Annotated in this window: 25 protein-coding genes and 1 pseudogene; 18 read left to right on the top strand and 8 right to left on the bottom strand. The window is 29.6% G+C overall.

Annotation, left to right across the window (positions count from 1 at the left end; all coding sequences use genetic code 11):
- The first annotated feature begins 42 nt into the window (after positions 1-42).
- The 6 genes and pseudogenes from AXY43_RS07070 (at position 43) to AXY43_RS07045 (ending at position 3,957) form a co-directional block, all read left to right on the top strand.
- Positions 43-429 (top strand): carboxymuconolactone decarboxylase family protein, encoded by a 387-nt coding sequence (locus AXY43_RS07070; RefSeq protein WP_105411283.1) that lies wholly within the window; start codon positions 43-45, stop codon positions 427-429.
- A gap of 1 nt (position 430) precedes the next feature.
- On the top strand, positions 431-898 hold the full coding sequence (locus AXY43_RS07065; RefSeq protein WP_023975194.1) for a VOC family protein: 468 nt from the start codon (positions 431-433) through the stop codon (positions 896-898).
- Between the two features lie 160 nt (positions 899-1,058).
- Positions 1,059-1,573: pseudogene (locus AXY43_RS07060) on the top strand (ClbS/DfsB family four-helix bundle protein).
- A gap of 206 nt (positions 1,574-1,779) precedes the next feature.
- Entirely contained in the window at positions 1,780-2,859 is a 1,080-nt protein-coding gene (locus tag AXY43_RS07055) for a helix-turn-helix domain-containing protein (RefSeq protein ID WP_105411282.1), read from the top strand.
- Between the two features lie 377 nt (positions 2,860-3,236).
- Positions 3,237-3,557 (top strand): hypothetical protein, encoded by a 321-nt coding sequence (locus tag AXY43_RS07050; protein ID WP_105411281.1) that lies wholly within the window; start codon positions 3,237-3,239, stop codon positions 3,555-3,557.
- Between the two features lie 97 nt (positions 3,558-3,654).
- Positions 3,655-3,957 (top strand): DUF5316 domain-containing protein, encoded by a 303-nt coding sequence (locus tag AXY43_RS07045; RefSeq protein WP_105411280.1) that lies wholly within the window; start codon positions 3,655-3,657, stop codon positions 3,955-3,957.
- A 61-nt stretch (positions 3,958-4,018) separates the two neighbouring features.
- Here AXY43_RS07045 and AXY43_RS07040 read toward each other — a convergent pair whose 3' ends face one another.
- From AXY43_RS07040 to AXY43_RS07025, 4 genes are all read right to left on the bottom strand, one after another.
- A complete protein-coding gene (locus AXY43_RS07040; RefSeq protein ID WP_105411279.1) occupies positions 4,019-4,339 on the bottom strand; it encodes a hypothetical protein in 321 nt (106 codons plus the stop codon).
- Positions 4,340-4,740: 401 nt separating this feature from the next.
- A complete protein-coding gene (locus tag AXY43_RS27710; RefSeq protein WP_236886692.1) occupies positions 4,741-4,971 on the bottom strand; it encodes a hypothetical protein in 231 nt (76 codons plus the stop codon).
- Positions 4,972-5,486: 515 nt separating this feature from the next.
- On the bottom strand, positions 5,487-5,708 hold the full coding sequence (locus tag AXY43_RS07030; RefSeq protein ID WP_012059909.1) for a BhlA/UviB family holin-like peptide: 222 nt from the start codon (positions 5,706-5,708) through the stop codon (positions 5,487-5,489).
- 4 nt (positions 5,709-5,712) lie between these two features.
- Entirely contained in the window at positions 5,713-6,249 is a 537-nt protein-coding gene (locus AXY43_RS07025; protein WP_105411277.1) for a sigma factor-like helix-turn-helix DNA-binding protein, read from the bottom strand.
- A 325-nt stretch (positions 6,250-6,574) separates the two neighbouring features.
- On the opposite strand from AXY43_RS07025, the gene AXY43_RS07020 reads away from it, so the two are divergent.
- From AXY43_RS07020 to AXY43_RS06960, 12 genes are all read left to right on the top strand, one after another.
- Positions 6,575-7,237 carry an HAD family hydrolase gene (locus tag AXY43_RS07020; RefSeq protein WP_105411276.1) on the top strand — a complete coding sequence of 221 codons (663 nt, stop codon included), beginning with the start codon at positions 6,575-6,577 and terminating at the stop codon, positions 7,235-7,237.
- Positions 7,238-7,595: 358 nt separating this feature from the next.
- Entirely contained in the window at positions 7,596-8,078 is a 483-nt protein-coding gene (locus tag AXY43_RS07015) for a MarR family transcriptional regulator (RefSeq protein ID WP_105411275.1), read from the top strand.
- Between the two features lie 715 nt (positions 8,079-8,793).
- Entirely contained in the window at positions 8,794-10,452 is a 1,659-nt protein-coding gene (locus tag AXY43_RS07010) for a purple acid phosphatase family protein (RefSeq protein WP_105411274.1), read from the top strand.
- Positions 10,453-10,563: 111 nt separating this feature from the next.
- Complete coding sequence (locus AXY43_RS07005) at positions 10,564-11,784, top strand: YibE/F family protein (RefSeq protein WP_242986358.1); 1,221 nt, start codon at positions 10,564-10,566, stop codon at positions 11,782-11,784.
- A 754-nt stretch (positions 11,785-12,538) separates the two neighbouring features.
- A complete protein-coding gene (locus tag AXY43_RS06995; protein WP_039773771.1) occupies positions 12,539-13,120 on the top strand; it encodes a flavodoxin family protein in 582 nt (193 codons plus the stop codon).
- A gap of 189 nt (positions 13,121-13,309) precedes the next feature.
- Positions 13,310-14,545, top strand: a complete 1,236-nt coding sequence (locus AXY43_RS06990) for an MFS transporter (protein WP_023975182.1) — start codon at positions 13,310-13,312, stop codon at positions 14,543-14,545.
- Positions 14,546-15,050: 505 nt separating this feature from the next.
- A complete protein-coding gene (locus AXY43_RS06985) occupies positions 15,051-15,257 on the top strand; it encodes a helix-turn-helix domain-containing protein (protein ID WP_012059900.1) in 207 nt (68 codons plus the stop codon).
- A gap of 94 nt (positions 15,258-15,351) precedes the next feature.
- Positions 15,352-15,540, top strand: a complete 189-nt coding sequence (locus AXY43_RS06980) for a DUF1540 domain-containing protein (RefSeq protein ID WP_077831704.1) — start codon at positions 15,352-15,354, stop codon at positions 15,538-15,540.
- Positions 15,541-15,586: 46 nt separating this feature from the next.
- The gene (locus AXY43_RS06975) at positions 15,587-16,375 is read left to right on the top strand and encodes a hypothetical protein (RefSeq protein ID WP_077831703.1); all 789 of its coding nucleotides are present in this window, start codon (positions 15,587-15,589) and stop codon (positions 16,373-16,375) included.
- Positions 16,344-17,048, top strand: a complete 705-nt coding sequence (locus tag AXY43_RS06970) for an ATP-binding protein (protein ID WP_242986316.1) — start codon at positions 16,344-16,346, stop codon at positions 17,046-17,048. The genes AXY43_RS06975 and AXY43_RS06970 overlap by 32 nt, the downstream gene beginning before the upstream one ends.
- A 46-nt stretch (positions 17,049-17,094) precedes the next feature.
- Positions 17,095-17,709: a hypothetical protein gene (locus tag AXY43_RS06965; protein ID WP_242986313.1), complete on the top strand. Its 615-nt coding sequence runs from the start codon at positions 17,095-17,097 to the stop codon at positions 17,707-17,709.
- Positions 17,710-18,749: 1,040 nt separating this feature from the next.
- Positions 18,750-19,163, top strand: a complete 414-nt coding sequence (locus tag AXY43_RS06960) for a hypothetical protein (RefSeq protein ID WP_023975178.1) — start codon at positions 18,750-18,752, stop codon at positions 19,161-19,163.
- 218 nt (positions 19,164-19,381) lie between these two features.
- On the opposite strand, the gene AXY43_RS06955 is transcribed toward AXY43_RS06960, so the two are convergent.
- From AXY43_RS06955 to AXY43_RS06940, 4 genes are all read right to left on the bottom strand, one after another.
- Positions 19,382-20,317: a zf-HC2 domain-containing protein gene (locus AXY43_RS06955; protein ID WP_039773773.1), complete on the bottom strand. Its 936-nt coding sequence runs from the start codon at positions 20,315-20,317 to the stop codon at positions 19,382-19,384.
- The gene (locus tag AXY43_RS06950; RefSeq protein ID WP_039773774.1) at positions 20,314-20,814 is read right to left on the bottom strand and encodes an RNA polymerase sigma factor; all 501 of its coding nucleotides are present in this window, start codon (positions 20,812-20,814) and stop codon (positions 20,314-20,316) included. The genes AXY43_RS06955 and AXY43_RS06950 overlap by 4 nt, the downstream gene beginning before the upstream one ends.
- Positions 20,815-20,931: 117 nt before the next feature.
- Complete coding sequence (locus AXY43_RS06945; RefSeq protein WP_181246128.1) at positions 20,932-21,348, bottom strand: cysteine peptidase family C39 domain-containing protein; 417 nt, start codon at positions 21,346-21,348, stop codon at positions 20,932-20,934.
- A gap of 157 nt (positions 21,349-21,505) precedes the next feature.
- Entirely contained in the window at positions 21,506-21,874 is a 369-nt protein-coding gene (locus AXY43_RS06940; protein ID WP_023975174.1) for a hypothetical protein, read from the bottom strand.
- Positions 21,875-22,010 lie beyond the last annotated feature (136 nt).

Raw genomic sequence — 22,010 nt, 5'->3', positions numbered from 1 at the left:
ATGATATTCTTAAGAAAATAAAAGATGATGGGGAGTTTAGTTATGAAGGATTTTGAAAGTATACTTAAATATTATAAAGAAGAATTGAAATGGAATCCGCCATTCGCTGATGCACTTTCTAAATATTCGCCAGATGGGTTAAGTGGATATTTGGCAATGCGTGAATCAATTGAAAATGGACACCTTCCTAAAAAAACAAGGGAATTGATTTTTACTATATTGGATAGTTTAGATGATGAAGTAAGTGGAGCAAAGGCACATGCTGTTGCAGCTGTAGAATCAGGTTTGACTATGGAAGAATTAGTAGAAGCATATTTAATTGTAACTATTGTTAAGGGAATAAATGTGTTGTGCAAAACAGGAACTCAGGCAATTAAAGCAGCTGAGGAAAGGTTAGAAGAGACAAAGCTAGTTAAAGGAGAGGAATAAAATGAAGTTTTCAAATCCAATGATAGTTGTTTCTAATATGGAGAAATCAAAGAAATTTTATTATGAAGTACTTGGGCTAGAGGTTGTTGTTGACTTTGGAGCAAATGTAACTTTAACTGGTGGTATTGCATTACAAACAAAAGATACTTGGTTATCATTTATATGCAAACAGAATGATGAAATTGCTTTTGGTGGAAATGCAGCAGAATTATATTTTGAGGAAGATGATTTTGACAGCTTTATCCAAAGGCTTAACAGTATCTCAGATATTAATTATGTACATCCTATGATAGAACATTCTTGGGGGCAGCGTGTTGTTAGATTTTATGATCCTGATAAGCATATTATCGAAGTTGGAGAAAATATGGTCATGGTCGTAAAAAGATTCTTAAATAGTGGTCTATCCATAGAAGAAACGGCTATTAGGATGGATGTACCAGTTGATTATATAGAGTCTTGTTTAAAATAGATATAAAGATAGCGATACTACTTATACAGTTAACTACCTATATTTTTTAGATAAACTAATATTTCACTAAAGCTAATTAATACTCTAGTAAAGTTAATTAATATGACATGATGCTGTCAAGTTTTATGCTGTATTATTATACAAAATAGGAGGTGTAGTTATGGAGCAATATGCGGATAAAGAAACTTTCATAAATGAAATAAAAAAGACATCAACACTTTTTATAAAGGAATTTGATGATGTAGCAGAAAATGATAAAAATCTTATTATAGAAGGAGTCGATAGAGCCCCTGGACAAATCATTGCATATCAACTTGGGTGGATGCAGCTGCTTAAAAGCTGGGAAAGTGATGAATTGGCTGGAAAGGAAGTAATAACACCGATAAAGATTTTAAGTGGAATCAACTAGGAAAGTTATATGAAAGATTTTATGCTAAATATAATGACTATTCGTTATCAGAGTTAAAGGAAATATATATTTCAAATGTAGAGGATATTATTTTATGGATAAAAGGTTTTGATGAGGATCAGTTATTTAATCCAGGAGGCAGAAAGTGGGCACAATCAACACCATCTAATTGGCCAGTTTGGAAATGGATTCATATAAATACTGTTGCGCCTTTTAAATCTTTTCGCAGCAAAATTCGAAAATGGAAAAAACTTCGTGCAGCATAATTATAGTGTATTAAGTAAGTATTGCATAATAATCATCAATAAAAATTGTTCTTGAATTTTGTGTATTTTTAAATAAGTTTAAGTCGAATGATATTCAAGTTTTCTTAATTTAAATGTGAATTAGCCTCTATTGTTTGTTATAAAAGGTAAACTTATAATAAATTTATCAAAAGGCATTTTGAAGCCTAAATATCGGAGGTATAGAATTGAACGAATTAAATATAGGGGAAACAATTTTAAAGTTAAGAAAAGAAAGAAAATTGACTCAAGAGGAATTAGCTCTTATGATTGGAATTTCAGCAGGAGCAGTAAGTAAGTGGGAAAATGGAAATTCAATGCCTGATATTTCAATATTAGCACCTTTAGCCAGAGCTTTAAACACATCTATTGATACATTATTATCATTTCATAAAGAACTTTCTGAAGAAGAAGTTAATAATATAAAATCAAAGCTCACAAAACTATTTCTTAATGAAGGGTATGCAGCTGGTGAGAAAGAATGTAAAAGATATTTAAGTGAATATCCAAACAGTATTCATTTAAAAGTCGAAGTTGCAGGGTTATTTAACACATATCTTATGATGTCTGAGGATGAGTCAGAAGAGTTTATAAAAGCAAAAAGACAAGAAGCTTTAGATCTGTTTAATGAGGTAGCTGAAAGTAAAGATCCTAAATATATGCAAACAGCTCTGTTTTTTATTGCTCATATAAATATGATTTTGGAAAATTATGAAGAAAGTGAAAGAGCACTTAATGAACTTCCCAAAAGCTTAGATCCAGTAACTTTATACCCAATTATTCTTGAAAAACAGGGAAAGAAAAAAGAAATTCAAAAATTTTGCAGCAATAAATTATTGAATTATCTAAATAATAGTATCCTTATGCTAATTATAATGGCAAAGACATCAAAGAAAGAAAAAGATTATGAAAAGGCAATACTTTATTTAGATGCGTGCCATAAGATTCAGAATATGTTTCATATTGGATTAGGTTCAGCTGCATATAAATATGTTGAATTATATATTGAAATTGGAGATAAAGAAGCTGCTGCCAAATGGTTTAAAACCTATATTGAAGAAGTAATTTCTATGGGATATGACTACAGCAGCAATCCTTACTTTAATAAAGTTGAATTAGAAATAAAACCTGAAGAACAAAAAATAATTAGAAAGAAAATGCTTAAATCAATTATTGACAATGAAGAATTTAAGATCTTAACTGGAATTAAAGAGTACGATATGGCTATTAAAGAAATTGAAAAAGCCATTCTTAGCAGCTTTCAATAGGATTATATTAGATTTTGGTGAGGATTCACATAAGTTCTATTGCCATTGCTGAATCATATAGATAGCACAATCATAAACTATACGTAAACTATGAAATATCTTCCAACCAGAAATGAGTAATATACTTTTGTGGAATGTTTCATTGGTAATTTTGATGGATGTGATTCTTTGGCTATAAGTTGTTCCAAATGTGCTAGTTCAAAGCTTGTTCTTTGAGACTAGCACTTTGGGTGCAACTTTATAGCCTTAGAATCACCCATCAGAATTACCTAGAAACTGGAACAAAAGTATATTATTCATTTCGGCGAGTTATACGCATAAGTATAGATCATAGTTGAGTTATCTGTAATAGAGCATTTTTATTAGGGGGATTTGAGATGAATTGGCTTGGTATATTACCAATTTTAATGGGAATAATCCATTTAATATATTCTATTTGGTGTAAAGATAAAATTACTTACTACAATAAAAGATTTGCAAGAAAAACAGCAATGACAATTATAAAGCCAAAAGAATTTTTTAGGATGCAGCTAAAGTTTGCGATATTAAATTCAGTGTATATTATTGTAGCTGGAATAGTAATAATCATTTTTAATATTGCTAATATTTTTGTTATATTATCAATTGGAGGATTTCATTTTGTAAATCTTGTATTAGTAATACAAAGTAAAATGAAAGGTTATACTTACTATGAATAATGCATAATTAGCAATTATATTAAAACGTAATTATGATGATTACAATATAAGGGTTTACCCTTAATAAGCATGTGAGAATTCTTGAGGAGGAGAAGTTTTGAAAGTATCATTTACTATTGGTTTAATTATTGCGATGGTTGCATATATGGCAGGATTTTTAATGAATGATTATAATATAACATTAAAAATATCTGGTTTCTTAAGTGCTTTTTGTATTGTTATATGTGGAATTTTAAATGGTTCCTTTATTAGTGGCGATAAATACTTAGCTAATTATCTAAGTGAAGGAAAAGATGAGAGGAATAAAAGAACAAAAATAGTAAGTAATTTATTGATTATATTAATACCTAATATTGTTGTTTGTATAATAGTATTGATGCTTATAAGTTTCCGTCACTAAGATATAAAATTATGAATAAATAAATTTTGAAATATAAAAAAGACACTATTTCTAGTGCCTTTTAGAAGAAGGTAACACTTGAATTACCAACAACTATGATTAAAGAGCCATAATCAAATGGCTTTAAAGTATGTTCAGTAGATTCGGCTTCTAACTTTACCATTTCCTTCATTGAATAATCAGAATCAAGTATAAAGACAATAGCCTTACCACTAGGAGAATCAATCTTAACCGTCATAGGAGTACCTATTAATAAATTTGAATCTCTTGCACTGTAGATCCCTTGAGAAAGAGTTTTACCAGATAGGCCATAAGTAGTGGAGGTTAATGTAGTAAATAATACTAATAAGAAAGCTAATAGCGCTATACGAAATTTATTCATTAAAATCATCCACCTTTCTTAATCAAAATGTATAATTAACATATTATTTTATTATGTGAAAAGTTAGTATATATATTCAGAATAAATACTTATTTATTAATACAAAAATAAGCCCTTAAAAATGAGGGCTTATTCTGGTGGTTCACTTTTAATGAAATTAAATTACTACTATCTTACGAGAATAGTATATGCGTTTTATAAAAAAATATTCGAAATTATAGTGTGATGCGAATAACCATAAGATTGAATAGATAATAAAAAAGAGATAGCAGGGTAATTTAAAATGCTATCTCTTTACCATAGTTGAAAGTTAATACTTCAATGATAATTATTTGCATAAGTTAAATGAAATATTCATCAATATTAAAATTTTTTCACAGATTGGATTTAATAAGTTTTATTTATTCCCCATTAAAGTTAATATTAAAATTTAATGAATTAATATAATCCTCGATTTTACTTTTTGAATCAAGACTTATTTTATATGAAACAGTAAAAACTTTTTCTAAAAAGGTATAATATATCTTTACAATGAAAACCTCATTCTTTTCTTCTATAAAGTCAAGGCTCCTTATATCTATATATTCAATGAATTTATTTCCAATAAAAATTCCATCTTCAAGAAAATACATTTTAGATACAACTTTGTCATATAAAAATAGACACAAAATAATAATAAATATAAGAATACAATTGCTTAGCAGTAAGTATAAAGAAAAGCTTTCTGCAATATTTCTTATTATAAGAAATACAATAAAGATATACATAAAATATGAGTGTTTATTAGAGCATAAATGTGAATCAATTACTAAATTAGCTTTTTTATCTCCAACTAACCTATGGTAGGATTGGATATAATTTATCATAAAAATTAATGAAATGCAGAAAAAAACAAGGAATAGAAGAATATCTAAATATTTAAATATTAAAATCATAAATCACCTCAATCTAAGTCTATTTAAATTATATTATACATAAATATATAACAAAAATAAACATAATAGCATTATGCTTGCACGAAAATAAAAGTATATAATCCATAAAGTTTAAAGATTATATACTTTTATTTTATATTATTAAATACTTTTTAATGCACATCTCAAAGAAATAACTGGATTATATATTAAGGAAATCTGAAAAATAAAGCTTAATTAATCTTAATTTTGATTTCATTTAAAGCTGAATTCATAGAATCTAAAAGATTTAATTTATCAGTAAGCTCCTTAATTATTTCCTGATAGTTTTTTTCTCTTTCTTCCTGTTTTAAGTCTCTGGTTTCCTGTGCTTTTAATATGTATACTATAAGCACACAACTAAGTAATGTCCAGATTCCTTGAGTCATAGCAACCTTTATAAGATCATCATACATAATATCATCCCTCCATATATAACTGAGTTTTTAGTACATTTAAAGAAACTCTTTTAGATTTATTTACAGATTGCCTAGATATTTTAAGAATTTTACCAATTTCAATATCTGAAAGCTGCATATAGAATTTATAATAAACAATTTGTTTTTGATTAGGTTTTAATGATGAAATTAAATCATTGAAGAATACATCTGAATAATCATTGCTAGAATTATTTTCATTAAATGATTCTAATGATTCATCATCACAATTAAAGGTGAGGAAGTTATTATCACGATTGACTTTATATGATAATGTAATTGCTTGATTTCTAAGACATCTTTTTATATACATTGAAGCATCTTCACCAGAAACAAATTTATCAAAATTTATCTTTGTAATTAATTCATAAAGAAATATGATAAGGTCTGTTTCAGCTTCAGGATATTTTAGTTTATAGATTAGGTATTTTATCTTTGAATTAAAATAAGATAAGATTTCCATAAAATTATTTTTATTTTTCTGAAAAATTATAAGTTTTTCTAATAAGTCTATATCCATATTCTAACCTCCAAGCGATTTATTTAGGCTTGCTTATTTCCTATTAAATAAAGTTAATGTCATGACATATATTAATTTTAACGGTTATATTGATAAAGTGAAACTGGCGATATCATAGAAACTGAATTATATTATGAGATAGTATATATGAGACTTATGTTTTCATCTGTTATCTTAAATTTTCTAAAAATATTATCTGTAATAATGATAAAATGTGAAAAGATCAGATTTGAAGCTAAAAATATCATGCATATAAAATATGGTATAATTAACTAATAATAAATTGTTGATTAAAAATTATATGTTTTTTAAGGAGATACTGTTTATGAAGAAATATGATACAGTTATATTTGATTTGGATGGAACGCTTCTTGACACGCTTGAAGATCTTGCTGATAGTGTAAATTTTGCATTAGTAAAATATAATTTTCCATCTAGAAAAAAGGAAGAAGTTAGAAGCTTTGTAGGAAACGGAGTTGGGCGTTTAATGGAGCTTTCTGTACCTGACGGCTTAAATAATCCTTATTATAAAGAATGTCTTACAGATTTTCGCAGTCATTATTCAAAAAATATGCAAAATAAAACTAAGGCATATGAAGGAATTATGGAGCTTTTAGATGTTTTATCAAAGGAAAACTATAAGCTTGCAATTGTTTCTAATAAATTTGATGTAGCAGTAAAAGAGCTTAATAAGATTTATTTTGAACAATATATAAAAGTTGCAATTGGAGAAAGTTCAAATATTGCTAAAAAGCCAGCCCCTGATACAGTAATTAAAGCTTTAAAGGAATTAGAGTCCACTACTGATAAAGCTATATATGTTGGCGATTCAGAAGTAGATGTAAAAACAGCTAGAAATGCTGGAGTTAAATGTGTAGGCGTAACCTGGGGATTTAGAGATAGAGATCTTCTAAAAGAAAAAGGTGCTGATTATATTATAGACAATCCTTGCGAACTTCTGGATATAATTAGTAATTTTGAAAACTAAGGACGAAGAAGCTAATTTTAAGAGAGTTTTTACTTAGTTTTTAATACAGAGATATTGGGCATATAATTAAAATTGGATTTAAGATAAATATATAAATTTTAGTTAGCAAAAAGTACATTTAACATAAATATATGTAGTTTTTGGCAAGAATAAAAAATGGTTGAATAATAAAAAATATTTTTAAATATAAAATTATGTTATGAGGAAGTGTAAATTATGGTTAATGAATATTGTCCTAAATGTCATGCATTAGAATACGTATAGTTCAATTTATTACAATAATATTTTGATATTGTTGAAATGGAAACAAAAGAGTAATATAATATTGTTAATGCGTTAAAAAGTGGGAGGATAGGCCATGAACAAACAAGAACAGGTCTTAATGGATTTTAGGAAAGTATTTAATAAGATGGCTTGGCTTAATAAACTTAAGATGGAAGATAGTCTTAAGGGATATAACCCATCAGAAGTACATTACATTGAATGTATTGGAAGAAACGTAGAGTCCAACGTGACAAAACTTGCAGAGTCTCTTTATATGACTAGGGGAGCTATAAGTAAAATGACAAAGAAGCTTATACAAAGAGGCATTATAGAAAGCTATCAGAAGCCAGATAATAAGAAAGAAATCTATTTCAAGCTCACTGAACAAGGGCAAAGAGTTTATGATGTCCATGAAAAGTTGCACAAAGAGTTTCAGGAGCGAGATAAAGTCGTATTTGAGCAGGTGACTGATGAACAATTTGACAGTATGCTTGGATTCATAGAAAAGTACAGCAGGCATTTGGACGCAGAAATAAAGAAACTTGGAATAGATACTAAGTCGGATAAATCTGAATAATTAAAATAAAACTATAAGCAGCCTAATTCCATTTGGAATGGGCTGCTTATAGTTTTATTTCTTTCAAATTATAGATAAGCAGACTTATGGGATACTACACCGAAATGAATAATATACTTTTGTTCCAGTTTCTAGGTAATTCTGATGGGTGATTCTAAGGCTATAAAGTTGCACCCAAAGTGCTAGCCTCGAAGAACAAGCTCCGAACTAGCACATTTGGAACAACTTATAGCCAAAGAATCACATCCATCAAAATTGCCAACGAAACATTCCACAAAAGTACATTACTCATTTCTGGTTGGAAGATATTTTATAGTCTAAGTATAGTTTATAATTGTGTTATCTACATATAGGGTTCCATATTGATAACAATACATATTCACTGTTTAAATTTCCTTAATAACAGCATATCGAAATTTTATAAGTTTGAATATCATTGTGGAGCCCTATAGATTAACAGAATTGAATTTAGATTTATATCTATAATGATTATCTGTTATTGTTAAAATTTTGTGTGGCTTATACCAGAGATTTCATAATTCCTTTGTAATAAAATTGTATGTAACGTAGTCTTACCAACGCAATGTCAGTAAAAAAATGTAATTAAAGGTAAATTATAATATTTAAAGTGAAATTAACTATAAGTTAACTGGTATTTAAAATAAAAGGAGTAACTTTATATAAGAACAAAATATTTAGAAGGTGGTAAGATTATATGAAAATTAGTAAAAAAGTTAAATTCATGCTTCCAATTGCTGTAGCTACAGTCATGGCTACGTCTGCCAGTATACCTTTTATAAGGAACGTTAATGCTGAAATTACTGGTACATCAGGTATTGAAAATTTCTCATTACCTAAGGTTACAGGACCTTATAATATTAATGCAAATGTTGGTTCTGATCCAAAAGAGCTTGATTTTGCTTGGTTCACACAATCTTCTGGAAAGACACAAATAAAAATTTCACGTACATCTAATATGAATGGTACAGAATTTCCAACTTCTGCAGATATTCAGGATGCTGAACAAACTGTTGTAAAAGCTACACAATCTATTAATCAGAGTGAGGCAGCCATTACAGATATTGATGGAAAGGCTACTCCTGCTAATAATGGGGATAATGTTTATAATGGAAAGAAAACAGCAGGTGCTCCAACTGGTGAATATTCAAATAAAGTGAAAGTAAAGGGGTTAGATCCAGATACACAGTACTCTTATTCTGTAAGTGATGGACAAGGTAATTGGAGTCCGATTTATACAATTACCACACTACCTACAGATAAAGTAACGTTTGCTGCTTTTGGTGATCCACAAATTGGTGCATTTGATAATTCTAAAGGTACTGCTAAATCTAATGCTACAGGTGGTCACAAGAACTTAAATGATGATAAAACAGGCTGGAATAATATGCTGAAACTAGTGACTCAAAATAAGGACTTAAACTTCCTTTTTTCAATGGGAGATCAAATTAACGACTATAATTACTTAGTTCAACCTTCAAATTCATCTGATGGACAATGGTATCAATATAGGGACTTCTTTAATCCTGATTCTACAGTGAATTACATGCAAAATATGCCTTTAGCTGCTTTTTGTGGTAATCATGATCATCAAATGGGTGAATATTATGGCTATCACTACAATCAGCCTAATATAAGTAAGTTAGGTGCTACGCAATATGGAAATGATGGTGACTATTGGTTTACTGCTGGTCCAGTATTATTTTTAGTATTGAATGCAAATAACTATGGTACTGCTGATCATGACCAATTTATAGCAGAGGCTATTAAAGCTAATCCAAATGTAAAGTGGAAGGTTGCTACATGGCACCAATCTGCATACAGCGAAGCTAATCACAATACTAAAAATGAACTTGATGATCCAGTTTTAACAATACGTAATACTTGGACAAAAATGATGGATAAATACAATATAGATGTTGTACTACAAGGGCATGATCACTACTATACTCGTACTGCACAAATGTTAAATGGAAGTGCTGTTGATCCTAATACTGGTGCTCCTGAAACTTTGAAAAATAGTAGCAACGCTTCTGTACCAGGCACTGCAAATCCAAATGCTACTTATGCAAAAAAAGAATATCCAGACAGTGTAACTAATCCTAAGGGAACAGTTTACTTTACTCTTGATTCAGGTACAGGAAGTAAATATTATGACTTCAACAAGGGTAATAATGATACAGTTGGCGGAAGTGCTGACCATTCATTTAGTGTTGTTGGATGGCAGGGGTATGTTCCATCGTACTCATATGTAAGTTTCACTGATGATACATTTACAATCAATACTTATGCAGCAAATGATTATACAATTGGTAATCAATTATTAATTGATAGCTACACTATTACAAAGAAATAATAAATAAGCATAACTTAGTAAAAGACAAAAGTTCAGTTTATATTGACTGGACTGTTTGTCATATAAAATTAAACTGCTTTTTATAAGGCAGTATAGAAGTAGGAGAATAGCATGAATATTATGAATATAAAATTAGGTTGGATTTCATCTATTAAAATAGGGGGCAAAATTATTGCATCTATTGCCATTTTGTCTGTTTACATTATACTGGCTATACTTTTTAGCTCACATACACCTATTTATAATCCATTTAGTTCAGGAGCTGGTGGAGAAGTACATTATGAAAAGGGTAAGGTTCTCTCAATTGATGAACAGGTAATAAATTCATCAGGGTTTTCTGGGCTTTACATTGGAAGGCAAATTGTAGATGTACTTATAGAAAGTGGGCAGTATAAAGGACAGACTTTTAAGGTTAATAATGCCCTTAATTATGATACTAATTTTATTCTTCATAATGGTCAGGATATTGTGGTGTCTGTTAATACATCTACTGATGATAAATCATACGTAAATGTTTATATGTTTGCACCATATCGTGTTGTTCCTTTACTTGTACTTATAGGGCTTTTTATTGGAGCAATCTGCTTAGTAGGTGGATGGCGTGGTTTTCATTCTGTTCTAGGGATAATATTTACTTTGACCACGGTATTATTTATTTTTGTTCCATTACTTTTCATGGGTGTATCTGATGTCTTGGCAACTATATTGCTTGTCATTGTAACTTCTTGCGTAACCCTCTTTCTAGTAGGGGGCTTTGATAGAAAAACTTTGTCCGCTGTATTAGGAACAGTGACAGGTGTTGTTGTATCAGTTGTAATTATGCTTATTTTTAGTAGGATTCTAGGTATATCTGGTTATACATCTTCAGATACAGATGCATTGCTTAACATTGCTGGACAAAGCAAGCTGCAGGTGAAAGATCTTTTATTTACAGGTATTATTATTGCTTCACTTGGAGCTGTAATGGATATTGCTATTTCTATTGCTACCTCAATCAATGAATTAAAGAAGCAAAATCAGGATGCTTCCTTTAGTGAATTATTCAGTTCAGGTATGAATATTGGACGAGATATGATGGGGACTATGAGTAATACTCTTATTCTAGCATTCTTAGGTGAATCCATTTTCTCTTTTATTTTAATGTACTCTTACCAAGTACAGTTTAAGCAATTGATTAACTCAAACGGTGTTGCAATTGATATTCTTAATGCTGTTTGCGGGAGCTTAGCAGTTATACTTACAGTTCCAATTGTATCGGCTATTGCAGCAAAACTGCTTCAAGGAAAGCAAAGTTCCGTTAAAGAACAAGAAACTAGTTCTAATGCACTTTAGATACCGGAACTTATGCATATAATTCACCGAAATGAATAATATACTTTTGTTCCAGTTTCTGGGTAATTCTGATGGGTGATTCTAAGGCTATAAAGTTGCACCCAAAGTGCTAGCCTCAAAGAACAAGCTTTGAACTAGCACATTTGGAACAACTTATAGCCAAAGAATCACATCCATCAAAATTACCAATGAAACATTCCACAAAAGTATATTACTCATTTCTGGTTGTGTTATCTATATAGACAAACAACTTGAAAATTAGACTTATTAGATGAACATATTTACAAAGTTGCTAAGAATTTAAGTTTGTATCTTCATTAGAAATCATAAATATATTTGTGGAGAAAACATTTGAAAATGAGCTGTTAAAGGTTCTTAGCTGTAGGTTGTTCCATTTTAGCTTGTCAAACTGAAAGTTGGAGCATGCTAAGGTGGATACAACCTGCTGCTTAGAACCTCCAGCGATATTTTCATAGCTTTTCGGAATCAAAATATTTATGATTTCGGTAAGTTATCACATAAATATAATTTTAAATTTGGATATCTATAATGAAACAACAGGCAGCCTAAAACTATTTGTAATAGGCTGCATTTTTATTGGTGATATTTTGTTGACAGGTAAACAAAATGATGTTAAGATGGTTTTGTTGAGAGGTAAACAAAAAAAGTATCTGCTACGAAAGGAGAATTTAAAATGAATTTAGAAAGTACAAAACAAATTATAGATATAAAAGATATGCAAGGAGGAAAAAGTATGAATATAATCGGAATTAGTGCTAGTTCACGAAAAGAAGGGAATACTGCCTGGATAGTAAATAAAATACTCGAAGGTGCGAAAGAACAAGGTGCTGAAACTCAATACTTTGATTTCAATAATCTTGATATCAAACCATGTCAAGGATGTTGGGCCTGCCATAAAGGTGATCAGGGGTGTGTTATCAAAGATGATATGCAAAAACTTAATGATGCAATTGACCGTGCAAATGTCATTGTTTTCGGTTCGCCGATTTATATGATGCAGATGAGTGCTCAAGGAAAGATCATCATTGACAGGATGTTTGCACGATTTTCTCCACGATACTCTCCATATTTCAAGGAAGAAAGCGCAGCTGAAAAAAGACTAGTTCTTACATTTAATCAGGGAAATCCAGATCCAGAACTGTTCAAGTCGTACATTGATTATACTAAGCATATGTTTGAGCTGCTTGAATTTGATGTTACAGAGGTACCGGTTGTTACTGGTTTGAGAAATGGACCAGCAAATGAAAGAGAAGATCTTAACATTATGTTAAAAGATGTAGGAAAAACAATTGTTTCGGAAGGGATCTCGAAGTAATAAGGATACTAGGTATCTTTGCTCATTCCTCCATTTTGGAGGGATGGTCAAAAATACCAAATTTGTTACACGGTAATAATAGTTCTTAATGAAACAAAATAACAACTATTAGCAGTAGGATTCACTCAGTTTATATCAACATCACTCATAAATCTTTACAAAATAACAAATATTGATAGGAGGGTTTAAATGTCCAAATTTAAATCAAATAATGAACAAAACTCAGAACAAATTATAGATAAACACGCTTTAATATTCGGTCTTATATCTGTATTTCTTTGTGGAATAGGCTTTACGATCATAGCACCAGTCGTTCCATTTTTAGTTCAGCCTTATACAAGCAATCCAGGAGAACAAGCTATAGTTGTTACACTCCTTACATCTGTTTATGCAGTTTGCGTGTTTTTGGCAGCTCCAGGTCTTGGTGCTTTGAGCGACAGATATGGACGTCGTCCAGTACTCTTAGTATGTCTATTGGGTTCAGCAATCGGGTACGTAGTTTTTGGTATAGGAGGAGCCTTATGGATACTATTTGCCGGGCGTATAATAGATGGTATAACAGGTGGGACTATAAGTACTATTTTTGCATATTTTGCAGACATAATTCCTAGTAATCAGAGAACTAAATACTTTGGATGGGTGAGCGCTATTGTAGGTATAGGTACTGTAATTGGTCCAACTTTAGGTGGATTACTTGCTAAGTTTGGTTATTCTGTACCTATGTATTTTGCGGCAATAATAACGTTACTAAATGTTGTTTATGGAATCTTTTTTATGCCTGAAAGTCTTCACAATGAAGATAGACTAGAGAAGATCACTTTTGTGAGACTAAATCCATTTACACAGCTTGCCAGCATACTTTCTATGAAAAGTATAAAGATGTTACTTATATCAGGATTCTTACTTTGGATACCAAATGGATCTTTGCAAGCAGTATTTTCACAATTTACAATAGATACTTTTAGCTGGAAGCCTACAGTAATCGGACTCATGTTTTCAATTATGGGCTTTCAAGATATCATTTCACAGAGCCTTATAATGCCAAAGCTTTTGCTAAAACTTAATGATAAACAAATAGCGATTCTCGGCATGGGTTCGGAGATTATGGGATATGCTTTTATTGCTCTATCGGCTTTGTTATCATTTTATCCGCTCTTTATCATTGGAATGTTTATATTCGGTTTTGGTGATTCAATCTTTGGACCTTCATTCAATGGGATGATTTCCAAGTCTGTGGATTCCAGTGAACAAGGAAGGATTCAAGGAGGCAGTCAATCTATTCAGGCTTTAGCAAGAATGATTGGACCTATCATTGGTGGACAAATCTATGTATCACTTGGTCATTCAGCACCTGCTTTTATGGGGATACTCCTTATAGCATTGGCAATACCAGTTTTATATAAAAGAACTCATGTAAATATATAAAATACATACTTTATTTTTAGGGGAGTATCCATTTTCATTTTGGATTGTAAGGAATATAAAAATGATAAAAAGTCCATGTCGCCTGAGATTTTGGTATAAGGCAAGGAGATGAATTGTACTCATATTATATAGAATCTGACAGCTTACATTAAATATGTAGGCTGTTTTTTGGCTTGCTTAAAAAGTATAAAACTTTTGAATTTTGAAAGACAATGATATAAATGGTTAAGTGGAAGAGGTTTATAAAAATAAAGATTATTAAAGAATTAATGAGGGCTAGAGAATATCTAACCCTTATTAATTTTACATATTTATCATATATACTGATAAATTAATTAGGAAGATTAAGGGAAAAAGAGAAAATATAAGCATGACTGATATAATTGATAAAAATATCATTATTGACGATAGAAACGGATTTTAATTTTATCGGAAAAACTGATAAAATATAAGTATAGTAAGACAGACAAGCAGCTAAGAAAGTCGATTGAATGGGGGAGAATATATGAAATTAACACCAATAAGATTAAGAAGATTAAACTCTGGTCTTGATAGTGAGGAGGTTATAGAAGCATTAAAAATAAGTAAAAGTACATTTTATAAGTTAGAGCAAGGGTGGACAAGACCATCGCCAGCACTGATAAAAAGACTTGCAGATATTTATAAATGCTCAACAGATGACATATTTAGAGATTTAAAGATAACAGGGTAGACAATAAAAGATTCATCAAAATTTATGAGTGCATTAGAAGAGGTGAAAAACAAAAGTTATCGAGATAGATATTTTATGTCAGGGGGAATTCAAATTGTTAATTAAGTGTAACTGGAGAACCTGTAAAAATTATAAAGATGGAGTATGCAAAGCAGATTCTATTGAATTAAAGAGCTTTGATTACGAAGAAGATAACGAAGAGTTAGAAGGTTTAAAATGTGCCACATATGAATATGATTCCTTTTGGATGTGCGATAAGGGAAGAGAAGTAGATGCAAGATGATATATAAAGAATACGAAAGCTATAAGATGGTATAGGAGTTGATAAGATGAGCGAGGGCTGGTTTAAGATTCACAGAGTTTTATTTGAAAAGGCTATTTGGTTAAATTCAACTTTAGAGCAGAAGGTTATATTGATTACGATTCTAAGTATGGCAAATCATGAAAAAAGAGAGTGGGAATGGAAAGGAACAAAGTTTAAAGCAGAAGCAGGTCAATTTGTAACTTCCCTGGAGGGAATAGTTAAGAAAAGTGGTGATGGTATATCACTTCAAAATGTAAGAACTGCCCTTAAAAAATTTGAAAGATATGATTTTTTAACACAAGAGGTAACAAATACTGGAAGACTTATAAAGATAGTAAACTGGGAACTTTACCAAGGAAAGCAAGAGAAAAATAGCAGTCATTCTAGCAGTGAATTAACAAGCATATCACAAACAGCTGACAAAGAGCTAACAACTAACAAGAATAATAAAAACTATAATAATCATAAGAATAATGTATTTATAGAAGAATTTACTAAAAATAAGCTGCTAATTGAAAGTATATTAGAATTTATAAAAATGAGAGAAAGAATCAAAAAAACAATAACGGATAAAGAATTAAAAATGTTATTGAATAAACTAAAAGATTTATCTCAAGACGAAGAAATACAAATTAAAATTTTAGAAAACAGCATAGAGCATTGTTGGCAGGGATTATATCCATTGAAGGAGGAAAAGTATATTTATGGAGGCTCTTCAAAGAATATTAAATCAGGTGAGAGAAAATTCAATATTAAAATCCCAGAACGGAAACCAAAAGCAGGTGCAGGCTGCACAAGAGACAGGCCATTTTAAATGTGAAAAATGCAAAGATACAGGTTATATTATAAAAGCTCAATTTCATGCACAGCCACTGATGACACCATGTTCGTGCTTAGAGATTGAAAATGTCAAAAGGCTATGGAAAAATAGTGGGATAAACCCAGAAAATTTAGAAAAGACCTTTAGCAATTTTGAAGAATGGTCAAGAACTTCTAAAAAAATGAAATTTATTGCAACAGATTATTATATGAGTTTTGACGAGATAAGATCAAATAGGAAAAATTCAATTCTACTTTGCGGTAATCCAGGAAGTGGAAAGACTCATATTGCCTTAGCTCTTGCAAATAACTTTTTGAAAAATAATATAAAAGTTGTTTACATGCCTTATAGAGATGTAGTTACAAGCCTTAAACAAAATATCCTAGACAAAGAATATTATAAAAAGACCTTAAGTAAATATAAAACCTGCGAAATTCTATTAATTGATGATTTATATAAAGGAAAAGTTAATGAAACAGACATAAATATAATGTTTGAATTGATAAATTATAGGTATTTTAATCACTTGCCATTTATTGTTTCAAGTGAGTTCACAGTTGAAAGACTGCTAAATTTTGATGAAGCAATAGGAAGCAGAATATATGAAATGACCAAGGATTTTATAGTTGAAATTCAAGGCACGGAAAATAATTATAGACTGAGGTGAGAATATGTCCAATATACATTGGTGCATATGCTTAAAAAGTAGCAATATGTCAGGAAAAATAATTTTTAAAAAACACGCCGAATTTGGGGATAAGATAAATAAAATCTTAGAGAAGAAAAGTGCTGAATCGATGGGGAGAGAGGTTTTGAAAGATGAATATAGCTATGCAGATGAAAAGAAATGTTTAGAGTGCGAAAATGATTTTGCTTTAATAAAAGAAATTAATGCATTAGATTATGAAAATAATGAAACAAGCAAAAATGATGAAAATATCAAGAATAAAGTTTTAATTAATAAAGTTGAGGGGAGAAATAATATGGATTCAAAAGGAATTATACAAAGATTAAATACATGTATCATAGCATTAAACAGGAGCAATACACAGTTAAAAACTTTGGGGCTTAAAAAGGCTCAGGCAGAGAAAGAATATAAAGTAAAACAAGCTGAAGAAATATTAAAACTTAGGGAAGATAAATATCCAGCTACCTTAATAATGGAATTAGTCAAAGGAAATAAAGAGGTTGCAGAATTAAGGCTTCAAAGAGATGTAGCAGAAAATGCTTATTTTACATGCTTAGATGGAATAGATAATTTAAGAATAGAAATAGAATTGATAAAGAATAAATTAAAATGGCTTAGAGCTGAACTTAATAGTCTATAAAAGAGACTTACATGGTGATTTTATTTATAGATATCCAAATTTAAAACTACATTTATGTGATAACTTACCGAAATCATAAATATTTTGATTCCGAAAAGCTATGAAAATATCGCTGAAGGTTCTAAGCAGCAGGTTGTATCCATTTTAGCATGCTCCAACTTTCAGTTTGACAAGCTAAAATGGAACAACCTGCAGCTAAGAACCTTTAACAGCTCATTTTCAAATGTTTTCTTCATATTATGACCCTTGTGGTTACAAATATATTTATGATTTCTAGTGAAGATATGAACTTAAAGTTTTAGCAAATTTGTAAATACATTCATCTAATAAGTTGAATTCTTAAAAATGATGAAACATTCCATATTATGACCCTTGTGGTTACAAAAGTATATGGCTCATTTCTGGTTGGAGATATTTCATAGTCTAATTATGGTTTATGATTGTGTTATCTATAAATCATAGTGTGAATATAAAACTTGATTAAATTGAGATCTATTTTGTGGAGATGTATGAGGAAACTTTGAAAGATTAGTAAGTAAGAGGGCTAATGAGTAAGGAGGAGTGATATATATGAATATCACTCTGCAAACAAGGAATTGGGAATGATTACAATTAAATCATAACATATAAATGCATCATTGTAATGGTTTTTAATAACCAAAATTGTGGCATCATTCCCCATTTCTCTTGAGCTAAATTAATCTAGCCATATATGTTGAAATAATATAGTGTTCAAAATCAAATTTACATAAATCTCAACCGAAATTGAATACATACTTGTTCTATAAAGCTATGAAAATTTCGCTGAAATGTTTTAAATTGAAGGTCGCACTTATTACTGCATGTTCCCACTTTCAATGTGACAAGCAGTAAATGGAATAATTTATAATTAAGAAGCTAAGCAGCTTATTTTAAAATGCCTATTTCATATTATGAACTTTGAGGTTACAAACATGTATCAAATTTTCAATGTGGAGACTTATTATATACAAAATGGATTTTAATTATTTTTAGAAATTTAGAAACTAGGGGTGGTTAATATGAACAGTACAATAGATAAAGTAAGAAGATATAGAGAGATTTTAGCAGACATACAAGATATAGAAATAAGAGTTCAGGAGCTTGAGGAAGAAATCATAGGAATAAGTGGAATAGAGATGGGAGAAAGAACAGGAAAAACTTATAAGATTACTTCAAGTGTGGAGCAGCAAGCAGAAAAGTTAATGGAAAGAAAAGAAGATTTATATAAGGAGCAAGCAAATAAGAAAAGAGAATTAAAAAGGATAGAAAATGCGCTTACTATATTGACAGAAGAAGAAAGCGACATTATAAAAATTGTTCATATAGAACATAGAAAATATTATGTCGTTCAGGAAAAATTAAAGCTATCTTATCAAAGGATCAAGCAGCTAGAAAAGCAGGCAGCCACTAAGATGGAAAAGTATATATCATAATGATTTTGGGAAAGGTATTTCCTCGGAAATATTTGTTGTAAAATTGAAAACTTCAAGGGGAATGTGGCTTGTGAATCGCAACATATATAATAATATTATAATCAATAGTCATATTCATGTATATAAAATACCCAAAATAGAGTCTACAGCATTTTACTGTAGACTCTTTGATTTTTCGAAGATCTTATTTCCTAAACTAACTATTAATGATAAGCTTATTACTTCTTTTCAATTATTGCAGTATATTTTAGTTCTTTTTTCTCATCATTAAATTCAAAATTTAATTTTAAGTTAGGGGGATAAGTGTAGCCAGACAAATATATTTCATATTTATTAGCTTCAATTTCATTCATTGTTGAATTTTTTTCAATTAATTGTTTATAGTATTCATAAGATTTTTCTGGAAGCGACCAAGACGCTGAAATTTTACTTGTTGTTTCAAATAACCCGTTATATTTTCTGTAGGAATATTCAATATTTTCAGCATCATCTGGTACTTTTTCAGGGAAGAAATTCTTATAAATGGCTTCATATTTACGCATATCATTACCAACATGTAAGTAATTCTTAGGTGAATTTGTATACGACTCTAATGGTGGAGTTACAAAAACTAACATAAATCCACTAGCCAAACTTAACATGATAGAAATTAATAGCGCTAAAACATTTAATATAATTTTCCATCCGTATGATTTAATATAATTCGTCTTACTTAAAATAATTTTTCCTAAGATACTGCAAAGTAAAGGAAGCATAAACATAATAAATAAGATACTATATGTTTTAAGCCCTAAACTTCCAAAATATAATCTTGGATATTCTAAATCATAACCTATTTTAATAGAAAGATATCCAACAATTATCCCTAATATATTAAGACCAATAATAACAGTATATATAACTTTAAATATTTTTTTTATGGTCTCAAATCGTATATTCTTTTTAGCGTTCAGTAATAAATCTTTCTCTTGGAGATTAGCATAAGTGTCACTATCATCATAACTTTTGGCCTCAACATTTTCTGTAGACTCTTTGAAAAGTTTGCTACACTGTGCACAATCATGTAAATGCTCTTCTACAAGAAGTTTGCTTTCAGGGCTGCATGTATTATCGATGTATGCAGGTAACAAGTCCATAATTACTTCACATTTCATATTTTCATCTCCTTTAGGCTTTTTTGTAACATTAGTTTTGCACGATGAAATGTAACTCTTGCCCAGGTTTCATTTTTACCATATTTTTTACCTATCTCTTTATAACTTAATTCTAAATATGTTCTACTAAAGAATACGGTTTTGTAAGGATCACACATTTGCATAACTATTTTTAAAATATAACTTAATTCATCTTTTTTAACAAAATCATCTTCTAAAAGATTTTCTGTATTAAACTCCATTTCTTGTATGTTTTCAATATCAACTATTTTAGATGTCTTTTTTAAATAATCAAAATATAAGTTTTTTCCTATTTGACACAGCCAAACAATCAATTTACTTTTTCCTTTAAAACTTTCAATTTTATTAAATGCCTTTACAAAAGTCTCTTGCGTTAAATCTTCTGCTAAATCATAGTCTTTAGTTAATTTTAGTAAGAACTTAAATACATTCTTAACATATAATTCATATATTATTTCAAAATCTGTTTTTTCCATCTGCCTCCCCTTTTACAATATAAATCTTAAAATAATTATTCAAAGATTTAGGTGAATTTTTAGTATTTATATATATGACTATCAAAAATAGATTTTGTTACAAAAAAATCAAAATTATTATTCTTTTAAATATATCATTAGAATTTTACCAGTAAAACAATCTAAAAAATTTTGGAGTAAAATTGTTTTCAATACAGATGAAGGATCTGATATTGTAATTAAGTTTTTTTTAATCTCATATAGAACTATAAAATGTAAACTATTTTTGTTAATCTCAATTTGAGCAATGCATGGTAGCTTAATATATTTAAAAGCTTCCACTGATTCTAAGATCACACCTTTAGACTCAAATCCTAAATTTATTGCAGTATCATATAGCTGAAATAAATTTACTCGCATAGTCCTATCGTATTTCATTATACCCTTCAATTTTTTAACTGAATAGTTCTTATTATGGTACATTAGTATTGTTGCTAATGCAGCTATTCCACAATCTTTTTTATCTTCTTGTTCAACAAAACAATATTTATTCATAATATTTACCATCCTTACGCAGTTAATTGATTTATACACTAAAAAGTTATTTATAAAATGATTATTAATTAAAACTTCAAAAAAAGATTTTGCCATATATATAGCAAAATCTTTTTAACTAATAATTTTTTTTATTGTTTAATCTAAATGTTGAAATTTAAAATTCGTCGCCCATAAAAGTCCAAATAGCACTATATGCCATTCTTCTTAGTGTAGTATCTCCACCATTAGCAATATCTACTACTTCAGCATGGTCAACTAGGTAATCTTTTATGCTTTCACCGATTCCAGGAATTTCTTCAAGAGTAGGAGCTGAATAATATGCCACAGCATGAGCAAAGATTTCTTGTGCAACTTGTTTTTGAGTCATACCAGTAACTCTTCCAGTGGAAACTAATCTACGTGCTGTTAGCATACAATTGCTTTTATTTCTGTAATAATCGCTCATATCTAAATGTGCGTCTCCACCGTATATTAATTTCATTTCGTCCTTTGCTAAAAATTGAATACCTTCTAAATTCTTCATCATTTTTCCTCCTAAAATATAATGTTGTACTATTTTTGAAGACTACTTTAACCGGTTGTTTTGTCTTACACTTACTAAAAGAAAATCTAACTTGATTTTGTAAACATAAAATTCAATAAAATTTATATAATTAATA

This window comes from Clostridium sp. MF28 (assembly GCF_002969175.1).
GTDB lineage: Bacteria > Bacillota > Clostridia > Clostridiales > Clostridiaceae > Clostridium > Clostridium beijerinckii.
The sequence above is the reverse complement of the archived record's forward strand: the minus strand, read 5'-3'. Positions and strand labels throughout refer to the sequence as shown.